The 18,011-nt window shown below is 40.0% G+C and carries 13 protein-coding genes and 2 riboswitches; of the genes, 12 read left to right on the top strand and 1 reads right to left on the bottom strand.

All coding sequences use genetic code 11. The features are described 5' to 3' along the window. The first annotated feature begins 45 nt into the window (after positions 1-45). A riboswitch (cobalamin riboswitch) is annotated at positions 46-215 on the top strand. Positions 216-304: 89 nt separating this feature from the next. The 10 genes from RT761_RS10250 (at position 305) to RT761_RS10205 (ending at position 10,867) form a co-directional block, all read left to right on the top strand. Beyond that, a complete protein-coding gene (locus RT761_RS10250) occupies positions 305-928 on the top strand; it encodes a precorrin-8X methylmutase (protein ID WP_218111326.1) in 624 nt (207 codons plus the stop codon). After that, positions 925-1,986, top strand: coding sequence for a cobalt-precorrin-5B (C(1))-methyltransferase CbiD (gene cbiD / locus RT761_RS10245; protein ID WP_218111325.1), 1,062 nt, complete (start codon positions 925-927; stop codon positions 1,984-1,986). The genes RT761_RS10250 and cbiD overlap by 4 nt, the downstream gene beginning before the upstream one ends. Further along, entirely contained in the window at positions 1,979-3,172 is a 1,194-nt protein-coding gene (cbiT, locus tag RT761_RS10240; protein ID WP_218111324.1) for a precorrin-6Y C5,15-methyltransferase (decarboxylating) subunit CbiT, read from the top strand. Before cbiD ends, cbiT begins: the two co-directional genes overlap by 8 nt. After that, positions 3,169-3,930: a precorrin-4 C(11)-methyltransferase gene (gene cobM / locus RT761_RS10235; protein WP_218111323.1), complete on the top strand. Its 762-nt coding sequence runs from the start codon at positions 3,169-3,171 to the stop codon at positions 3,928-3,930. Before cbiT ends, cobM begins: the two co-directional genes overlap by 4 nt. Further along, entirely contained in the window at positions 3,902-5,602 is a 1,701-nt protein-coding gene (locus tag RT761_RS10230) for a cobalamin biosynthesis protein (protein WP_218111322.1), read from the top strand. Before cobM ends, RT761_RS10230 begins: the two co-directional genes overlap by 29 nt. Continuing rightward, positions 5,599-6,297: a precorrin-2 C(20)-methyltransferase gene (locus tag RT761_RS10225; protein ID WP_218111321.1), complete on the top strand. Its 699-nt coding sequence runs from the start codon at positions 5,599-5,601 to the stop codon at positions 6,295-6,297. Before RT761_RS10230 ends, RT761_RS10225 begins: the two co-directional genes overlap by 4 nt. Positions 6,298-6,371: 74 nt before the next feature. Beyond that, positions 6,372-6,541, top strand: a riboswitch (cobalamin riboswitch). Positions 6,542-6,641: 100 nt separating this feature from the next. Then, positions 6,642-7,535 carry a sirohydrochlorin cobaltochelatase gene (locus RT761_RS10220; RefSeq protein WP_218111320.1) on the top strand — a complete coding sequence of 298 codons (894 nt, stop codon included), beginning with the start codon at positions 6,642-6,644 and terminating at the stop codon, positions 7,533-7,535. After that, the gene (locus RT761_RS10215) at positions 7,532-8,587 is read left to right on the top strand and encodes a FecCD family ABC transporter permease (protein ID WP_218111319.1); all 1,056 of its coding nucleotides are present in this window, start codon (positions 7,532-7,534) and stop codon (positions 8,585-8,587) included. The genes RT761_RS10220 and RT761_RS10215 overlap by 4 nt, the downstream gene beginning before the upstream one ends. After that, positions 8,584-9,438, top strand: a complete 855-nt coding sequence (locus RT761_RS10210) for an ABC transporter ATP-binding protein (RefSeq protein ID WP_218111318.1) — start codon at positions 8,584-8,586, stop codon at positions 9,436-9,438. The genes RT761_RS10215 and RT761_RS10210 overlap by 4 nt, the downstream gene beginning before the upstream one ends. Positions 9,439-9,445: 7 nt before the next feature. Next, positions 9,446-10,867, top strand: a complete 1,422-nt coding sequence (locus tag RT761_RS10205; RefSeq protein ID WP_218111317.1) for an ABC transporter substrate-binding protein — start codon at positions 9,446-9,448, stop codon at positions 10,865-10,867. Between the two features lie 78 nt (positions 10,868-10,945). Here the strand turns inward: RT761_RS10205 and RT761_RS10200 are convergent, their stop codons facing one another. Continuing rightward, the gene (locus RT761_RS10200) at positions 10,946-12,784 is read right to left on the bottom strand and encodes an ABC transporter substrate-binding protein (protein ID WP_218111316.1); all 1,839 of its coding nucleotides are present in this window, start codon (positions 12,782-12,784) and stop codon (positions 10,946-10,948) included. Positions 12,785-13,420: 636 nt separating this feature from the next. On the opposite strand from RT761_RS10200, the gene RT761_RS10195 reads away from it, so the two are divergent. Further along, positions 13,421-15,097 carry a thiamine pyrophosphate-binding protein gene (locus tag RT761_RS10195; protein ID WP_218111315.1) on the top strand — a complete coding sequence of 559 codons (1,677 nt, stop codon included), beginning with the start codon at positions 13,421-13,423 and terminating at the stop codon, positions 15,095-15,097. A 638-nt stretch (positions 15,098-15,735) separates the two neighbouring features. After that, on the top strand, positions 15,736-17,814 hold the full coding sequence (locus RT761_RS10190; RefSeq protein ID WP_218111314.1) for a thioredoxin domain-containing protein: 2,079 nt from the start codon (positions 15,736-15,738) through the stop codon (positions 17,812-17,814). The last annotated feature ends 197 nt before the right edge of the window (positions 17,815-18,011 follow it).

Here is an 18,011-nt window from a genome sequence, read left to right as displayed (position 1 = left end):
GAAAATAATGATTTAATCTACCATGTGATGAAGATAAAAACAACTGAATAGAAACATTCAACGGGTGTTCGGGAAACCGGTGAAAATCCGGTGTGGTCCCGCCACTGTGAGAAGGAACGAAAGGTTTGTTATACCACTGGCGATGTCGCCGGGAAGGAAAACCGAGTAGGAAAAAACCTTCAAGCCAGGAGACCGGCCCGGGGAATATCTCAGTGTTCAGCTTTTGCGCGAGACGGAAGCTGAAATGTTTTTTGATATCGACCCGGGTCATCAGGCTTATTTAACTTTGAAAGAGGTCGATATAATGGATTCTATTGAATCACAAAGTCTTCAGCTGATTAAAACCGTTTTAGATCATTATTCCCTTCCCGAGTATGGTCGTTTCCTCGTCGAGCGAGCCGTTCACGCAACCGCTGACTTTTCGATCGCTTCACTTATTTTTATTCAACCAGGTTTCATTGAGACCTCAATGAATAAAATCGAATCCGGTTCCGAAATTTATTGTGATACTGAAATGGTTTCCAGTGGAATATCCCCTCGTCTCCTTCAGCAATGTGGAATCAAACTCACTGTTTTCGTTCATCAACAAGAATGTTATGCCCGAGCTCAACGGGATAATATAACCCGCTCAGAAGCAGCTGTAGATTTAAGTTGTGAAAAAAACATCCGAAAATTTATTTTTGGAAATGCTCCAACTGGTCTCCTTCGATTAGTTCAACATATCAACCGGGGATATCAGGCTGATTTTGTCATCGGCATGCCGGTTGGTTTTATCTCGGCAGCTTTTTCCAAACAGCAATTGTTGCAAACCGGTGTTCCAGCTGTCGTTCTTTCCGGTCCTCGCGGAGGAAGCTCTATAGCTGCTTCAGTCTTCAATGCCCTTCTTAAAAAAAAGCTGGGAGAAAATGGAATGGAGATTAAAGGATGAAATTGGGAATCACTACTGGAACTTGTGCATCGGCTGCCGCTCTTGGAGCACTTTTTAAGGCCTTAGGAAAAGACCCTTCTTATGTCAAGACTCAGCTTCCCAATGGAGAATATATCGACGTTGAAATTATTCAAGTTGGAGTAAGATCCGATGGACACTATTTCTCAATGGTGAAAAAGTATGCTGGCGATGACCCGGATGTCACCGATGGTATATTGATCGGTGCTTCTCTCCTACTAAGACCAGGAAAACAGAATATCTCGATTATTGGGGGAGAAGGAGTTGGAAAAGTAACCAAACCGGGTTTATATCTCGAACCAGGAGAATGGGCTATTAATCCCGTTCCCAAAAAACAAATCACCGATAACTTACTGCGATTTCTTCCCAAATACTGGGACCTTCAGGTTGAAATATATGTTCCGAATGGATCGAAGATAGCAACCCAAACATTCAATTCCGAGCTGGGTATAGAAGGCGGTATTTCTATCTTAGGAACTACGGGAAGAGTCTTCCCCATGTCACAAAGTTCTTTTATGGAAACGATTCGCTTACAAATTCGTCAACGAATCGCTCTGGGGTTTCCCACCTTGGTCCTGGTTCCAGGAAATTATGGAGAGAAGTTTGCTCAAAGCCTTGGCTGGGATTCTCAATACATCATCCGTACATCTGGATATATCGGATTTGCTCTGGATACTGCTCGAATCGAAAAAGCAAAAAGAATCGTTGTGATTGGTCAAATTGGAAAAATGGTAAAAATTGCTGGTGGAATATTTAACACTCATAACCAGGTTGCCGATGCCCGACGAGAAATACTATTTGCCCATTTAGTTCGATTTGGTTTACCAACTCAATTTTTTGATGATATTTGGTTAGCTACCACAGCTGAACAGGTTTCTCAAATCTTAATTAGTTGGCCAACGGCTGCTCAATTCTGGGATTATCTTGCCCATGAAATTACTCGGAAAATTAACAAAAGGATCAAAGGTGAGTTATCGGTTGAAGTATATATTTTTTCGCTAAAACAAGGCCTCTTGGGAAAGGATGTTCTTGATGAATAGGATTGTTTTTATCAGCACCGGCCCAGGAAATCCTCAATATCTACTCCCCATGGCTCATCAGGTCATTGCTCAATCCCAGGTTTTAATCGGACGACCTGACTTACTCGATTTGTGGGAACATCAAAATAAAGTTAAATTAACCGTCAATATGAATAGCTTGTTCCATCAATTAATCGAATTTCAAAATAAACATGAATTGACTGCGGTTTTGATATCCGGTGACGCAACACTCTTTAGCTTATTGAATAATTTTCACTTTCCACTCAATATCGAAGTTATCCCCGGAATCAGTAGTTTTCAGTATTTTTGCAGTCGTTTAAAAATAAACTGGAACACTCTCAAAATTATCAATTTGCATGGAAATAAAAAACTCTCACCGTTCATTCTGGCTTTGGAACAAGGGTATGAAATGATGGTTTTTACCGGTGGTCTTCATTCGGCAACCGATCTTCTAAAAATTGCCGCTTTGGTTTCTCCCAACCGGAGGGGAACGTTAGGTGTCAACCTGTCTCTTCCTGAGGAATTCATCCAATCGGGTACTGTTCAAGAACTCTGCAGTACTCACCTTTCCAAAAGCGATCTTGTCCTCATTTACCTTTCCCCGGGAGAGAGAAAAGGGATCGGTTTTTTTGAGGACGAGGATTATATTCGCACCAATATCCCTTTTTCAAAAAAAGAGACCCGAATGATGGTTTGTTCATTACTGGAGCTCTCACCAGCCATGACTGTACTGGAAATAGGTGGCGGTTCAGGCGGCATTACCATTGATATTGCTCGACGGATATCCGAAGGTATTTTATTTTCTCTGGAAAAAAATCAAGAAGCCTGTCAGCTCATTCAGCAAAACTGTGAACGTTTTAGGATCGATAATGTTCAATGCATCCATGGTACAGCACCGAACGACATTCCCCAAAAGCTCTTCGATCGCATTTTTATTGGAGGAAGTGGAGGTTCTCTATCCTCGATTATCGATAATAGTTCTAAATTATTAAAAAAAGGAGGAATCTTGGTTATGACTGCTCTGTCTCTTTTGCATGTGACTGAGGGGATAAATCGGATAAAAAATAATCCTTTTCAGCCTTTATCGATTTTTCAGCAAAGTATATCCCGGATTGATCCCAATGATAAAAACTTGATGGTGAAATCTCTCAATCCCATTTTTTTTATCAAGGCAGTTAAATCATGACCCCGGTCTATTTTGTCGGCGCAGGACCAGGAGATCCTGAACTCATAACCCTAAAAGGGAAAAAGCTTTTAGAAAAAGCCGATTGTGTTATCTATGCCGGTTCTTTGGTAAACCATGACATTCTAAAAGTATGTTCTCCTCAGACGAGATTAGTTGACAGCTCAACCCATACGCTCGAAGAAATCATCGATTATATGATCCAAGAAGTCTCTCAAAATCACCTAGTTATTCGACTTCATTCCGGAGACCCTTCTCTATATGGAGCAATCCAGGAACAAATCAATGAATTAGATAACCGCGGCATCAACTATCAAGTCATACCCGGTGTGTCCTCGGTCGGCGCAGTGGCTTCCAGGATTAAAAAGGAATACACTCTTCCCCATGGGACTCAAACTCTGATCATTACTCGAATGGGCGGACAAACTCCTGTACCAGAAAGCGAACAGCTTTCAACCCTGGCAGCTCATCGAACCTCGATGGTCATCCTCCTCAGTAGTGGTTTTATCGATCAGGTGGTTGAAGAATTATCAAAAATATATCCATTAGAGACCCCAATAATCTGTGCTTATCGAGTAACTTGGCCGGATGAACGTATTATTCAGAGCACCTTGGAAAAAATTTCTCAAGCAGTAAAAGAGGCTGGAATCCACCGCTCTGCAACGCTCCTGATTGGACCTTTTTTAAATCATTCGGAGCGCTATCGATCATATCTTTATGGAGAATGGATAAATGAAAACCGTCATTTTCCCTTTTCATAAACACTATGCTCTCTTAGCAAAAAATATTGCCGATTTTGATTTTTTGCAACCAGTTCAATTCGTCGAAGGTTGGAAAAATTCCCAAAAAAACCTTCAGGAAAAATGGGAAACTGATGTCATCTTAATTTTTATAGGAAGCCTTGGAATTGCTACTCGATTGACTGCGCCCTTTCTCAAAAACAAACTGATCGATCCGGGAATCATCGTCATTGATGGAGCTGCCAAGTTTTGTATCGTGGTGAACGGAGGCCATTCCCGTTCCATGAATACCCTCTGTCGTTTAATTGCTGAACAGCTTCAACTCATACCGGTGATCACGACTGGAACCGATGCCTGCGGTTATCTCAGTCCAGAAGAGATCGCCGAGCGATTGGATTGCCAAATTGAAGATCCTCATTATCTTTTAAAAACCATTCAAAGTCGTCTGATAGAGGGCGAAATTATTCCCATTTGTTTTGATGAACCCTTTTCACCACCCTATTTCCCTGGATATCAAATTCAATCATCTCACCACCAATTTCCCCAAGAACCCTTTTTATATCTCACTGATCGGATTTTTTCTTCCCCAAAAGCGGTTTTTGTACGACCTCGTTCTTTAGTAATCGGAACTGGATTTCGAAAGCAGTTTTCCCTCGATAAATTTGTAGATTCTTACCATGATTTTATTGAAAAAAATAAATATTCCCACCTTTCAGTGGCTGAAGTCCTCACTCTTGACCGAAAAGTTCCTTCACTTCTCCCCTTGGTTCAAAAAATTTCAATTAATATTACCGGATATTCACCAGATCAACTAAAGAATGTTTCCGGGGAATTTTATTCTCCTTGTGCCCAAAAACATTTAAAAATTCCCGGTTTATCTGAACCGTCGTTGATTATTCGTGGTGCTGAGATTTTAGTGGGAAAAACCGTCTATCCCGATATGACCTTTGCCTTAGGACGACTCCCCTGGAATCCTCAGGGAAGTTTAATGTTTGTTGGAATCGGACCCGGTCAGCCCAACCTGATGACTATCCAAGCCATACAAGCCCTTGAAGAAAGTGACCTGATCATTGGGTATGAGACCTATCTAAAAATGGTGCCTTTTCGTTATCAAAACCGCATTCTATCGATTTTTACCCAGATGGGCGAAGAAATCCAGCGGGTAAAAAAAGCGATTGAATTGGTTAAAAAAGGGAATCGGGTAGCGGTAATCAGCAGTGGCGATTCAGGGGTGTTTGGAATGACAGCTCCGGGGGTGGAACTGGCAATCCAAGAAAACATTCCATGGCGTATCGTTCCCGGAATTACAGCAGCCATTTGGGGGGCTTCTCTGATTGGGTCTCCGTTGGTAAATGGTTTTTGTGTTATCAGTCTGAGTGATTATTTAATTGGCTGGGATAATATTATCACCAATCTTCAACTCCTTGCTCAAACTGAGCTTCCAATCGTAGTCTATAACTTAGTTAAAAAGGATCGGTCTCAAAAAATTGAAGAGCTGGTTGATATCGTTCAACAAAATCGGGGATTAGAAACCAACGTGGCCATCATTAAAAAAGATGGGACCAAGGAATTCATCCAGCTCCAACAGCTGGTTCATTCCAATCTTGACATGAACACGCTGCTGATTATTGGAGGGTTAAGAAACAAACGCCTTGGAAAATATCTCATTACTGATAGGGGGTATAATCTTTGAAACTGTCAGTGGTTGGTCTCGGTCCTGGAGATCCCGAATTGGTTACCGTGAAAGCGAAGAAGGTCATCGAAAACAGCCAATTGATATTTGTCCCTTCGATGAAAAGTGATTTATCCAGCCGAGCTTATCATACTGCTCTTCCCTACATCTCAAAAAGTGTCTCAATTGTTCCGTTGTATTTTCCATATTTCTCCAATCCTCGATTTTCGGAAATCATTCAATCGAATATTGATTCGATGATGACCAAATTAAAACTTTACGATCAAGCGGCATTTCTCATTATCGGAGATCCTTTTTTATATTCCAGTTATTTTCAGCTCCATCAATTTTTGCAGGAACAATATCCTGAAATTAAAATTGATATTATTCCAGGTTTAAGTGCCTATCAATTAGCTCTATCTCGCCTTCAGATTCCAGCAGTAGGAAACAACCAAACTTTATCAGTTATCACCGGTGATGTAAACCATGAAAAGATATCTTCGGTTTTAGGTTTAAGTGATACTGTGGTTATCTATAAAATCAATCAAATAGCAAACTTAGCTCATTTTGAGTCCCAAACCCGAGAGTTTTCAGTTCGAAAGATCTGTTGCGAAATAGGAACCGATCAAGAGACGATTCGGGATTTAAATCATAAAACCGCACTCGATCATTATGGATATTTCTCAAGTATCATTTTAAAGAAAACTAACCTTTAAAATTTTTCAATAATAGTTCATTTTTCCTTGCAAAATTGAACTATTTAAATTAAGATTCATACCAGTAGACAATCGAATAGCAATCTTCCACGGGAAATTGGGAAACCGGTGAAAATCCGGTGCGGTCCCGCCACTGTGAGAAGGAACGAAAGGTTCAAAAAACCACTGGCGAATTAAGCTGGGAAGGAGAACCGAGTAGGATGCGCCTTCAAGTCAGGATACCAACCCGAGGAATCAGGGAAATTTCGGCTTTTGCGAGAGACAAAAGGCGATTTATTTTTTTGCTTGATCCCCCGGGTGAAGAAAGAACCAATATTATTTAATTCATAAGGGAGGTCTTAGCAATGAGTTGTAAAAACACAATTTTTCTTTTTTTAATGGTGGTATTGATTTTAACCAGTTTTCAAGTTTATGCTGCTGAGCAGCAAGAAAAATCAGCAATACTCATCGCTGCTTTTGGAACGTCTTACCATGAAGCTGCTGTTTCCATTGAAAACGTGGTAAAAGCAGCTCAACAAGCATTTCCCGAATATACTATCGTGTTGAGTTATGGTTCACGAATTATCCGAAACATTCTCAAAGAACGAGATGGCGTGATTATCGACAGTCCCATTTCAGCTTTGGCAAAATTAGCCGATGAAGGTTTTGCTTCAGTAGTCGTTCAACCTCTGCAAATCATGTCGGGGAGTGAATTCCACGAGATTCTTTCCATCACCAAGGCTTTTGGAACCATGAACGATCCTCACTTTCAGCCTATTTTTTCTCGAATCGAAATCGGTGATCCCTTGCTGACCAGCGAAGTTGATTATGAAAAGATCGTGGTTGCTTTAGAAAACGATATGAAGCAATACGCTTCCAATGCTGGAGAGGTATTGGTTTTAGTCGGTCATGGAACCGAGCATCCCGCCAACAGCTGTTATTCTCAGCTCCAAAATATACTTCAAAAACACTATGGACCCAAGGTACTGGTTGGAACCATTGAAGGGTATCCAACCATCGAAGATGTTCTTGTCCAGTTACAGTCCATGAATGCTCAACGAGTCACCCTAAAAACCTTTATGTTGGTCGCCGGAGACCATGCTCGCAATGATATTGCTGGAGATGAAGCCGATTCCTGGAAGACGGTACTTAAAAAAGCTGGCTATGAGGTTCAAACCACCCTAGATGGTTTAGGAGAAAACGATCAAATGGTCCAAATCTGGATTGATCATATCAAAGACCTCTTTCCTAAGAAATGATGACTCATTGTGGATTCATCCGAGACCGGTCAGGGATAGCTGACCGGTCTCGGGTTTTCTTTGAAAGAAAAAAAAGAGCGGGTATCCTAACCTTCATTCTTTTAAGTGGGTTAGTTATAATGTTTTTCTTCTTTTGTGGTTCTGGATTTATTCATATTCCTTTTCTCGATGTTCTTACTATTATGTTTAGTCACACCAGTGAAAATCAACTATGGCATGATGTGGTTTTTAATATTCGTCTTCCCCGCATTTTGGGAAGTATGTTGATTGGTGGCATTCTCGCTGGATGTGGAACGTTATTTCAAGCGGTCCTGCTCAACCCTTTAGCCAGTCCCTTTACCCTGGGGATTTCTTCTGGTGCGGCTTTCGGCGGCGCTCTGGCTCTTTATTTAGGATTTCAAAATCCGGTATTTTTAGCATTTTTTTGGGGATTGATTTCGTTAGTGATTGTTATTCTTTTGGGTGGGACTAGAAAAACCCTGTACCCAACTCGGCTTATCTTATCAGGGGTCATTGTCAGCTCAATATTTTCAGCTGGTATTAGCTTTTTAAAGTATCTTTTTAAGGAAGAGGTGAGCAGCGTCCTTTTTTGGATCATGGGAAGTTTGGTAGGATTAACCTGGCAAAATATCACCCTCCTATTGCCTTTTAGCGTTATCCTTTTCATCATGCTGGTTTTGGTCAGCGATTCTCTGAATATCCTCTGTCTTGGTGACGACCAAGCTCTTCAGTTAGGTTTAAACCCAGTTTTTATTCGGTTATTTACTTTGATTATTTCTTCTTTTGCCATTGCTGCTGCGGTATCAATTGGAGGAGTGATCGGGTTTGTCGGCCTTATCGTTCCTCATTTATTCCGAATTGTAATAGGACCCGATCATCGATTACTCCTTCCAATTTCCATCATCGGAGGAGCCCTTTTGCTCTTAGTTGCCGATAATATTGTCCGAGCTTTTTTTCAACTCGAGATACCGGTTGGAGTGATTACAACTCTATTGGGAGGTCCATTTTTTTGCGTTCTCCTGGTAAAATCGGAAGGACAAAAATATCAATGAGTTTTATCTTAGAAAACCTCAGTTTTCACTATTTACCCCATAAGCCAATTATTAAAAAACTTTTTCTAAACTTAGAAAGAGGCTGCTCTTATGTCCTTTTAGGAACAAATGGAAGCGGAAAAACCACCTTGCTTCGAATTTTAAATGGCTTCCTTAAACCGGTCTCAGGTTCAATTCGGCTCAACAGCATTGATCTTCATTCTTATAAACGATCAAAAATTGCCCAACTCGTTTCCTTCGTACCACAAAATTATGCCGTACATTTTCCCTTTACCGTTTATGAAACGGTTCTTATGGGGCGTTATCCCTATAAATCAAACTTTTCCGATTATTCTCAGAAAGACCATCATATCACTCTATCCATATTAGAAAAAACTGGTTTAAGTGAATTAGCCTACAAAAAAATGACTGAAATTAGTGGTGGAGAAAAACAACGGGTTGCTCTGGCCCGTTCACTTTGTCAGCAAACACCAATTCTGCTTCTCGACGAACCTTTTTCGAACTTAGATATTCATTATTCATTATTTTTTATTCAATTACTCAAAGACTTGGTTCGGAAAGGATCTCTGGTGGTTACTTCGGTTCACGATCTTTTTATGGCTCCCTTATTGGCTGATAGAGTTCTTTTCTTTGAACCCCAGGGAATATCACTCTATACCGAAAAAGAAAAAGCCTTTCAATCAGAGATACTAAAAAGAGTCTTTAAGGTAAATATTCATTTTTCACAATTCAGCGATGATGAAAAGAATTGTTATTATCCAATCAGTGCGACAGCGATTAACGAATCATCACCCTCATTTGGCGCTGTCAATCAGAATGAAGATTTATCCAAACTTTTAAAAAAGGAGTAGTCAACTCATGAAAAAATTACTAATAATTATTCATTTCCTTTGTATGCTTTTAATTATTTCGGGGCTGGGAATGGCTCAAATAAACATAATCGATGACTCTGGGTTGGAAACCCATTTAAACCACCCTGCTCAACGAATTATATCCCTCTATCCTGCTCATACTGAGAACCTTTATTATCTCGGAGCAGAGGAACAAATCATTGGAATATCAGGAAGCGAAGATTATCCGCCTTCGGTGATTAATAAAACCGTTTGTGATTATCGAGCCGATCCAGAGAAAATTATTGCTTTAAACCCTGATGTCGTTCTGATCCGGGATTTTATTCTTGAACGCTATCCCCGATTTGTTGAGACCTTAAAAAAAGCCGGTATCCCGGTTATAAACTTCAATCCAGAAAACTGGAATGACCTCGAACCTTATTTTTTAAAGCTTGGCATGATAACTGGACGTGTTAAATCAGCGAAGCAACTTATCCAACACCTCCGGGATGAAGCAAAAATATTTTCCTTTGAGCCAAATGACCGTCCTCGGGTCTTCTTTGAAGCAATCGGAGATAAATACTCCACTATTGTTCCGGGAAGTATTGTTGATGAGCTCATTGAAATGGCAGGCGGTTTAAATGTAGCTACGGATGCCCTTGCCACCCGATTGGGATCTCGCATTGCCGATTATGGTATTGAACGGCTGCTTTCTAAGGCTGAAGACATCGATATCTATATCGCCCAAACCGGTCGGATGAATCGAGCATCAGTTCCTTCTATTTATGAACGCCCTGGCTTTAATAATATTCAGGCCGTTCAAAACCGACAGGTATTCGTGGTTAATGAATCAATTGTCAGTCGCCCCACTCCACGACTCCTTTGGGGTCTGGAAGAATTGTTTAGAATATTCCATCCAAATAAAACCATCAATTCTGATAAATTTACTAATCTTCCCCAGATATCCAGGAAAGATTTCGCCACCTTGATGGTTCAAATAAACGGTATTCAACTCTACGTCCCTACAATAAAAGACTTTCAGGATAAAAAACACTATTCCTATGGGAATTGCATCGATCTTCAGTGGACCGATCCAGCCAGTAGATATGTAGAAACTCTTATCCATTTGGGAATCATCGATCCGGAATTGAAGGAAGAAAATTATTATTTTTATCCTGATAAACCCATCACCAGAAAAGAAGCTGCATTTTGGTTGTATTGTTTACTTGACTTTGAACATCTTAAAAAAGACCGAACTCTTCCCTCTGATATAAGTCACTTAGATCGTCCTTACCACACTGCCATCAAGATAACTTACCAAGCTGGACTTTTTGACGGAATTATTAGGGATGAAACTTTTATACCCGATCAAACTCTCACCGGTAAAGAAGCACTTCAAATTTTAAAACAGTCCCAGCAAACGGGAAAACGAATACACCCTTGGGATTAAAACTTAATCAAAAAGATGATATCCACCAACATTCATATTTTTAAAGAGCCATAAACCAATGAAGAAATAAATAGCACCTTACTCTTTTTTATAGATGGTATCATAATTAGCTTCACCACATTGAATTGGGTTAAACACCCAATCTTTGACCCAATTTTTCATCAAATGGATTTCAACGGGTTGAAATAAGGGTATGCCCAGAGCATGTTCGTAAGCATCGATTTGAATATTTTCATATAATTTTTTTCGGACCTCTGGATTGGTTTCGCTAAGGGCGGCATCAATCTGCTGATTCAAGTTATTCTTTGCAAATTCAGCAAAACCTTCACCTTGAGCTCCTCCAATTGCTCCATTACTATGATAATGGCTAAAAATTAAGTTGTGGGGGTCGGGGTAATCGGCAATCCAGCTGATTACGATTGCTGGTAACTGACCTAATTTAAAAGAATCCAGAAAACTGGGCCATTGTATTCCCTGGATACCGATTTTAAACTGTGGATTTAAAGATTCGATGTTTTCCTTTAATACTTCGCAGGCAGTCTGGAATACTTCATTCCCGGTATCATAAGCCAGGGTTACTTGAAAACCCTTATCCCAAACCTTACCATCCCAGGCTTTTTGAAATTCTTCTTTAGCTTTTATCAAATCATATTCATATCGAGGAAGCTGGTCATTGTATCCCAATAAATCAGAAGGAAGGACTGATGCAATTCTTTTCCCATAACCTTGCAGAACGTCATTAATCATGGCCTCATAATCAAAAGCATAGCAGAAAGCCCGTCGACAATTTTCATCAGTGAAAAAGTCGGGAGGTATTCCATTCCCATCCAATTGGGCGCTTCCTAAAAAAGGACTGGTTTTGTTGATGGTCCAATTGAATTGTAAATTTGTTATGGTAATCCGCTCCTCCTGATAAACCTGACTTTCTTTTAAATTCTCTAATTGCTGGATATACTGGGTGGGAACATAAACCTGATCGGCATCTCCGGCTTCGAACATTGCCCGGCGGGTATTCCATTCGTCTACACCCCAAATAATAACTTGTTCAAGCTTTGCTTTTTCACCCCAGTACTGCTGATTTTTTTTCAATACTACTTTCTGTTGGGTCCGGTCCCATTCAGTTAAAATAAACGGTCCGGTCCCATTGGTTTTATTAAATAAAGGTGAAGATTCTTTTTTCTGGTTGTAATACTTCCACCACCCATCAGCCTTTCCATCCCAGCATCCCCATTCGATACAGGTTTGTTTATCCATGATGCTGCTCCAATATGCATACTTCGACAACAAACTTAAAAAAGGAGCGAATGGTTTCGCCAGATGAAAGATGACCTTATCGTCTTTGACCTCAATAGCAGGATCAATATCTTCATGATAGAATTTAATTAAACGATCGGCATATTCTTGGTTTTTCAAAGACCCATCTTCATTGACTAAATCAGTTAACGGTAACCCAATTTTGCTCGCAACCATTTCATTCAAGGTTTGGCAATCGAATAAAGCTCCTATAATCATCCAATAAGGACCTCCGACAGAATCATAAAGAATGTTCCTTTCAAAAGTATATTCCACATCATCCGGGCTTAATCCATTTCCATTATGGAAGAAAACGCCTTTCCGGATCGGGAAAATATAGGTTTTCCCACCGTTGGTTATCAATCCATTTTCTTTAGAAGGAACAGCATTGGCAAGAATGGGTATGAATTTAAAAATATTCTCTCCATCATAGGCAATCAGATTATTGTAAACGAAGGTTAATGTTTCACCGCTATGTGAATCGTAAGCATATCCAGGATCCATGCTGTCAGGTTCCCCAATGGTTAAAAGAACATAGGTATTCGGATCTTTTATCTGAGCACCGGCGGTAAAGGTTATAATGAAGAAAAAGATTATGATTAATATGTATAAATTCCTTTTCATTTTTCCCCCTCCAGAAGTACTTAATTATGACATATTATTAAAAAAATTTAGATCATTCACAGTTTGCGATTTATTTTTCATACCATATATTTCGGTAATTTTCTTAAAATAATTAATTTACGCATACAAATTATCTTATTTTAGGACACCTTCTTTTATAAATAAGAGAGACATCTGCATTACAAAGCAAAACCAGATGAGGATAAAAAATAGGTACCCAGGAATCTTTTCCCCTTTAGCAAAGGGGGTTAGGGGGATTTGAATTTTTACTGCTCAGTCATTGCTAGGAGCGCAGCGACGTGGCAATCTCATTTAGGAAATTTTTTGAAATAATTAAAAAGATGAGATCCTCACGCCCTCAAAAAGCGAGGGCTCAGGATGACACGTTTTGTGTTAGATGAGATCCACACTTCCTAAAAAAACGGGTGTGCAGAATGACCGATGAAAGGAATACATTTGATGGTGTTTTCATGACAGAATAAATAGTATCTTGTCCCCCGCCTACACCGGAACAAAGAGATCTCTTGAGTTGAAAATAAACCATTGACAATGATATGGTATTCAAAGAATTTAATGATGAATGGCAATAATAATTTTTTAACATTAATGTGATGATGAATAAAGGAGGTATAAATTATGCCAATCATGACCGGATGGCAAGCAGTAGTTAAAGCCTTAAAGGCTGAGGATATTCAATTCGTATACGGACTCCCCGGTAGTCCGAAAGATCTTTACGACGTCCTTTATGACGAGCCATCCATAAAAGCAATTCAAGCTCGACACGAAGCAGCCGGAGGATTTATGGCTATGGCTCACGCTCTTTCTACCGGTAAACCGTCAGTGTGCTTTGCTAGTCCTGGTCCGGGATGTGCCAACCTCACTCCTGCTCTTCTGGAATCTTTAGCAACATGTGCTCCGGTTGTTGCCTTTTGCCCTGGAACGGATGGCCGTTTAGAAGGAAAAGGTGCTTTTCAAGAAACCGATCAGATTGGAATCATGACTCCAGTGACTAAGTGGGCTGCTCGAGTCCCTTACCTAGAAAAAATCCCCTGGGTTCTTCATCGAGCGTTCTCCCTTGCCACCAACGGACAGCCTGGTCCAATTTTTATCGAAATTCCAGTGGAAGTTGGGCGAAGCCAAGCTGATATTCCTGACTATATCCCTGCTATCCGTTCTCTTCGAACCGCTGGAGACCCCAAACAAATTAACCAAGCAGTCAATCTCCTCAAGCACAGTGAAAACCCCTTTATCGTTGCCGGCGGAGGTGCTCGAAGCTCGGGTGCTCATGACGAACTAAAATCACTTGTTGAACGGCTGGGAATGCCAGTCATGACAACACCTTCAGGTCGAGGCATTATTGAAGAAGACCATCCGCTCTATTTTGGACAAGTCGGTTTGTACCGGAATCAATTAGGTTTACAAGTATTTCCTAAAGCTGATCTTTTGATCACGGTTGGTTCTCGGAATGAAGAATTCCAAACCGGTATTTGGAAACTCTTCCCTAAAAATGCAAAATTTATTCAAATTGATATTGAGTCCTTTGAAATAAGTCGTAACTGGATTCCTGATGTCCCAATTTTAGGAGATGCCAAGACTGTTTTGGCTTCAATTTTAGAAAATATTAAAATTTTGGATTCACCAGAGTGGGAAAGAAGAAAAAAAAATTACTCAAAAATGAAGCAGAATTATGAAGCCCAGGTTTTCGAGGAATGCCAAAAGAGTAATCAAGTTCCAATTAAAAGCAAAAGAGTTGTTTATGAAATCAATCAGGTATTTGGGAGAAATACCATCATGGTTCATGAGAACGGCAGTCAAGACCTCTGGACCTATTATAGCCCTTACTATCGCGTTCTTGATCGAAACGGCAATGTCGCTCCCGGGGAGCAAACCTGTATGGGCTCAGGAGTTTCTGGAGCCGTAGGAGTGAAACTTGCCAATCCAAAGAAAAAGGTGGTTTGTGTCACTGGAGATGGAGCTTTCCAAATGTATAACCAGGATGTGCCAACTGCTGTCCAACACCATGCTCCAATAACCTGGGTGATCTTAAATAGCTTTAGTTTAGGTTGGACCAAACTGGGACAAAAAGATTTGGGTGAGCGTTATATTGCCACTGATTTTACTGTCCAGCCGGATTTTGTACAAATGGCTCATTCTTACCGGTGTTATGGCGAAAGAATTGAAAAGCCAGAAGATATCCACGATGCCCTGAAAAGAGCATTAAAAGCCAACGAATCAGGCCAATCAGCTATTCTTGATTTTATTGTTGATTACGAAGATGTAGCTGAGGGCTTTAAGGCGTATAAGAAACTTTGATTGACCAAAAATATCTTTTTCAGCTTGCCCCATTCCGTTTTTTTATCTACTGGTGGCAAAGGATTCAGGTGAGGTGGAAATCTATGAATCGTTTCAAGGCATAATTTTAAAGCACCCAATCTGAATCTCAATCTGAACTTTCACTCTCATCCTCACCTTCGCTCATCAAGGGAGAAGGAATTATATATTGATGCGTTATCCAAATTGGGGCTTTCCCTTGGGCGAGGATCTCATCAACGCCACATCCGTCATCCTGAAGCTTATTTAAAAGCTGTGAGATTCTCATCTGACCCCTCTGCCGTCATCCTGAGGCTTCGCTTTTTGAAGCCGTGAGGATCTCATCAACGCCACATCCGTCATCCTGAGGCTTCGTATTCCGAAGCCGTGAGGATCTCATCAACGCCACATCCGTCATCCTGAGGCTTCGTATTCCGAAGCCGTGAGGATCTCATCTTTTAAAATATTTTAAATCGAATAATTACCGTTTTAAAAAATGTGATTCCCATTTCATCAATCCTAAAGCCAATTTGATTCCTTGTAGTGAAATTAGTAAAAACCCCTTTATAAAACACCGCTGGAAATAAAATCAACCCAACCATGGTATTATCTATTACAACGATTTAAAAAGGAGCCTATCCATGACCAAAGTTCCGAATCGCCTCATCCACGAAATAAGTCCTTATCTTCTTCAACATGCCTATAATCCAGTTGATTGGTTCCCTTGGAGCGAGGAAGCCTTTCAAAAAGCCAGAGAAGAGGACAAACCCATCTTTCTATCGATTGGATACTCAACCTGCCATTGGTGCCATGTTATGGAAAAGGAATCTTTTTTAAATGAGGAAGTAGCTCGCTTACTCAATCAGAATTTTGTTTCGATTAAAGTAGACCGAGAAGAACGCCCAGATATCGATTCGATTTATATGGATGCCTGTCAGTTTTTAACTGGAGGTGGAGGTTGGCCTTTAACAATAGTTATGACCCCAGAGAAAAAGCCTTTTTTTGCCGATACCTATATTCCTTTAACCAGTGGTTTTGGTAAAATCGGCTTATTGGAATTTCTCTCAAAAATTAAGGAGGTTTGGTCTTCTCAACGCCAAGACGTTTTAAAAGCTTCAGAAGAATTAACTACTTTTATGGAGTCGATCCATAAACCAACTCCTTCACCTGAACCTGATAAAGAGATAATACCTGAATTATTTAACGAATTGCGAAATACTTTTGATTCTTTGCATGGCGGTTTTGGACCAGCACCAAAATTTCCTTTTCCTATCAATCATCTTTTTCTTCTTCGTTATTGGAAAATATTTCATGAACCAACAGCCTTGAATATGGTTACAAAAACCTTAAAAAAAATAAGAATGGGCGGTGTCTACGACCATCTTGGGAGTGGTTTCCACCGCTATGCAACTGATTTAGCTTGGCGTGTTCCCCATTTTGAAAAAATGATCTACGATCAAGCTCTGCTGATCTTAGCCTATGCAGAAGCTTACCATGCTACCCAAGAGCCTCTTTTTAAAAATACCGTTGAGGATATGTATGGGTTTATCTTGAATGATATGACCCACCCAGAAGGCGGCTTTTATACAGCAATTGATGCTGATAGTGATGGCGAAGAAGGAAGTTACTACCTATGGACCCAAAAAGAAATTCAAAAAATTCTGAGCGATGACGAAATCGCTTATTTTAATGAAGCATACTCGATTCGGCCAGAAGGTAATTACTTTGACGCTTCAAATGGAAAGAAAAATCAGAAAAATTTACTATTTTTGGATAAACCGCTCCAAACTCTCATTGAGGAAAAAGAATGGGATAAGGATATTGTTCTTAAAACAATCACAAATGCACTCAAGAAGCTCATCGAAGCTCGCAATCAGAGAAACCACCCTTTTCTTGATACCACCATTCTTGTTGGTTGGAATGGCTTGATGATTGCAGCCTTAGCTCGGGCTTCACGAATTATATCAATTCCTGGTGCTCAAAAGACTGCATCTGCTGCAGCTGATTTTATCCTCAATCATATGAAAACTCCCGAAGGAGGTTTATGGCATCGATATCAGGCAAACCAAGCCGATGTTCCCGCTATCCTTGATGATTATGCATTTTTTATTTGGGGATTAATTGAGCTGTATCAAGCAACCTTCAAAAGTTCGTATCTCATTGAAGCCGACCAACTCATGCGTTACACCTTGGAACATTTTTGGGATAAAGATTACCATGGTTTTTATTTGAGTGCTGATTTTACTGACTCTCTCCCCTTTAGAAAAAAAGAATTTTACGATGGAGTAACTCCATCAGGCAATTCAGTTGCCTTTCTGGATTTAATACTGCTTAATCGATTCTTTTCGGATTTTTTTTACCAACAAAAATCTAAAGAAATGGCTAAAGCTTTCTTTAATAACTTAAAAACCTATCCTACTGCTCATCTTTTTTTTGGTATGGGACTCCTTTATGAATTTGGACACGGTGCTGAAGTTATTATTGCCGGTGATCTTCAATCCAAAGCAACCCAGGAAATTATTGAAATACTGAACCATGAGTACCACCCTCAACTTCTGCTTTTATATGCTCCATCATCAGTGCAAGAAAAAAACCTACCCCACCTGAACTTTTATTATCCTATTGATGGCAAACCAACTCTTTACTTCTGTCAAAACTACCAGTGCCAGCCGGGTATAAATGATATTGAAAAGATAAAAAATAGAGTAAAGATTCTGTAAATTTATCCGAGCTGGAATTTAATTGATAGGTTTTTTAGTGCCTTCATTCATTCCATTTTCTATTTCATAACCGATAGCAAAACACCGAATTACCCAAAATATACCTCTTGTAAATATAATTATATTCTGATAGGATAGGGGTTTCAATATTCTCTTTATAGTATTGAGCGATGATTAACAATCTCCCTTAATCTATC

Origin of the sequence: Atribacter laminatus, from assembly GCF_015775515.1 — a bacterium.
GTDB classification, from domain to species: domain Bacteria; phylum Atribacterota; class Atribacteria; order Atribacterales; family Atribacteraceae; genus Atribacter; species Atribacter laminatus.
This window is presented reverse-complemented; position numbering and strand designations above follow the sequence as displayed.

Excerpts from the sequence above, each read along its gene's own strand:
- RT761_RS10250 (WP_218111326.1), top strand. The coding sequence starts at position 305 with ATGGATTCTATTGAATCACAAAGTCTTCAGCTGATTAAAACCGTTTTA.
- cbiD (WP_218111325.1), top strand. The coding sequence starts at position 925 with ATGAAATTGGGAATCACTACTGGAACTTGTGCATCGGCTGCCGCTCTT.
- cbiT (WP_218111324.1), top strand. The coding sequence starts at position 1,979 with ATGAATAGGATTGTTTTTATCAGCACCGGCCCAGGAAATCCTCAATAT.
- cobM (WP_218111323.1), top strand. The coding sequence starts at position 3,169 with ATGACCCCGGTCTATTTTGTCGGCGCAGGACCAGGAGATCCTGAACTC.
- RT761_RS10230 (WP_218111322.1), top strand. The coding sequence starts at position 3,902 with ATGAAAACCGTCATTTTCCCTTTTCATAAACACTATGCTCTCTTAGCA.
- RT761_RS10220 (WP_218111320.1), top strand. The coding sequence starts at position 6,642 with ATGAGTTGTAAAAACACAATTTTTCTTTTTTTAATGGTGGTATTGATT.
- RT761_RS10215 (WP_218111319.1), top strand. The coding sequence starts at position 7,532 with ATGATGACTCATTGTGGATTCATCCGAGACCGGTCAGGGATAGCTGAC.
- RT761_RS10210 (WP_218111318.1), top strand. The coding sequence starts at position 8,584 with ATGAGTTTTATCTTAGAAAACCTCAGTTTTCACTATTTACCCCATAAG.
- RT761_RS10205 (WP_218111317.1), top strand. The coding sequence starts at position 9,446 with ATGAAAAAATTACTAATAATTATTCATTTCCTTTGTATGCTTTTAATT.
- RT761_RS10200 (WP_218111316.1), bottom strand. The coding sequence starts at position 12,784 with ATGAAAAGGAATTTATACATATTAATCATAATCTTTTTCTTCATTATA.
- RT761_RS10195 (WP_218111315.1), top strand. The coding sequence starts at position 13,421 with ATGCCAATCATGACCGGATGGCAAGCAGTAGTTAAAGCCTTAAAGGCT.
- RT761_RS10190 (WP_218111314.1), top strand. The coding sequence starts at position 15,736 with ATGACCAAAGTTCCGAATCGCCTCATCCACGAAATAAGTCCTTATCTT.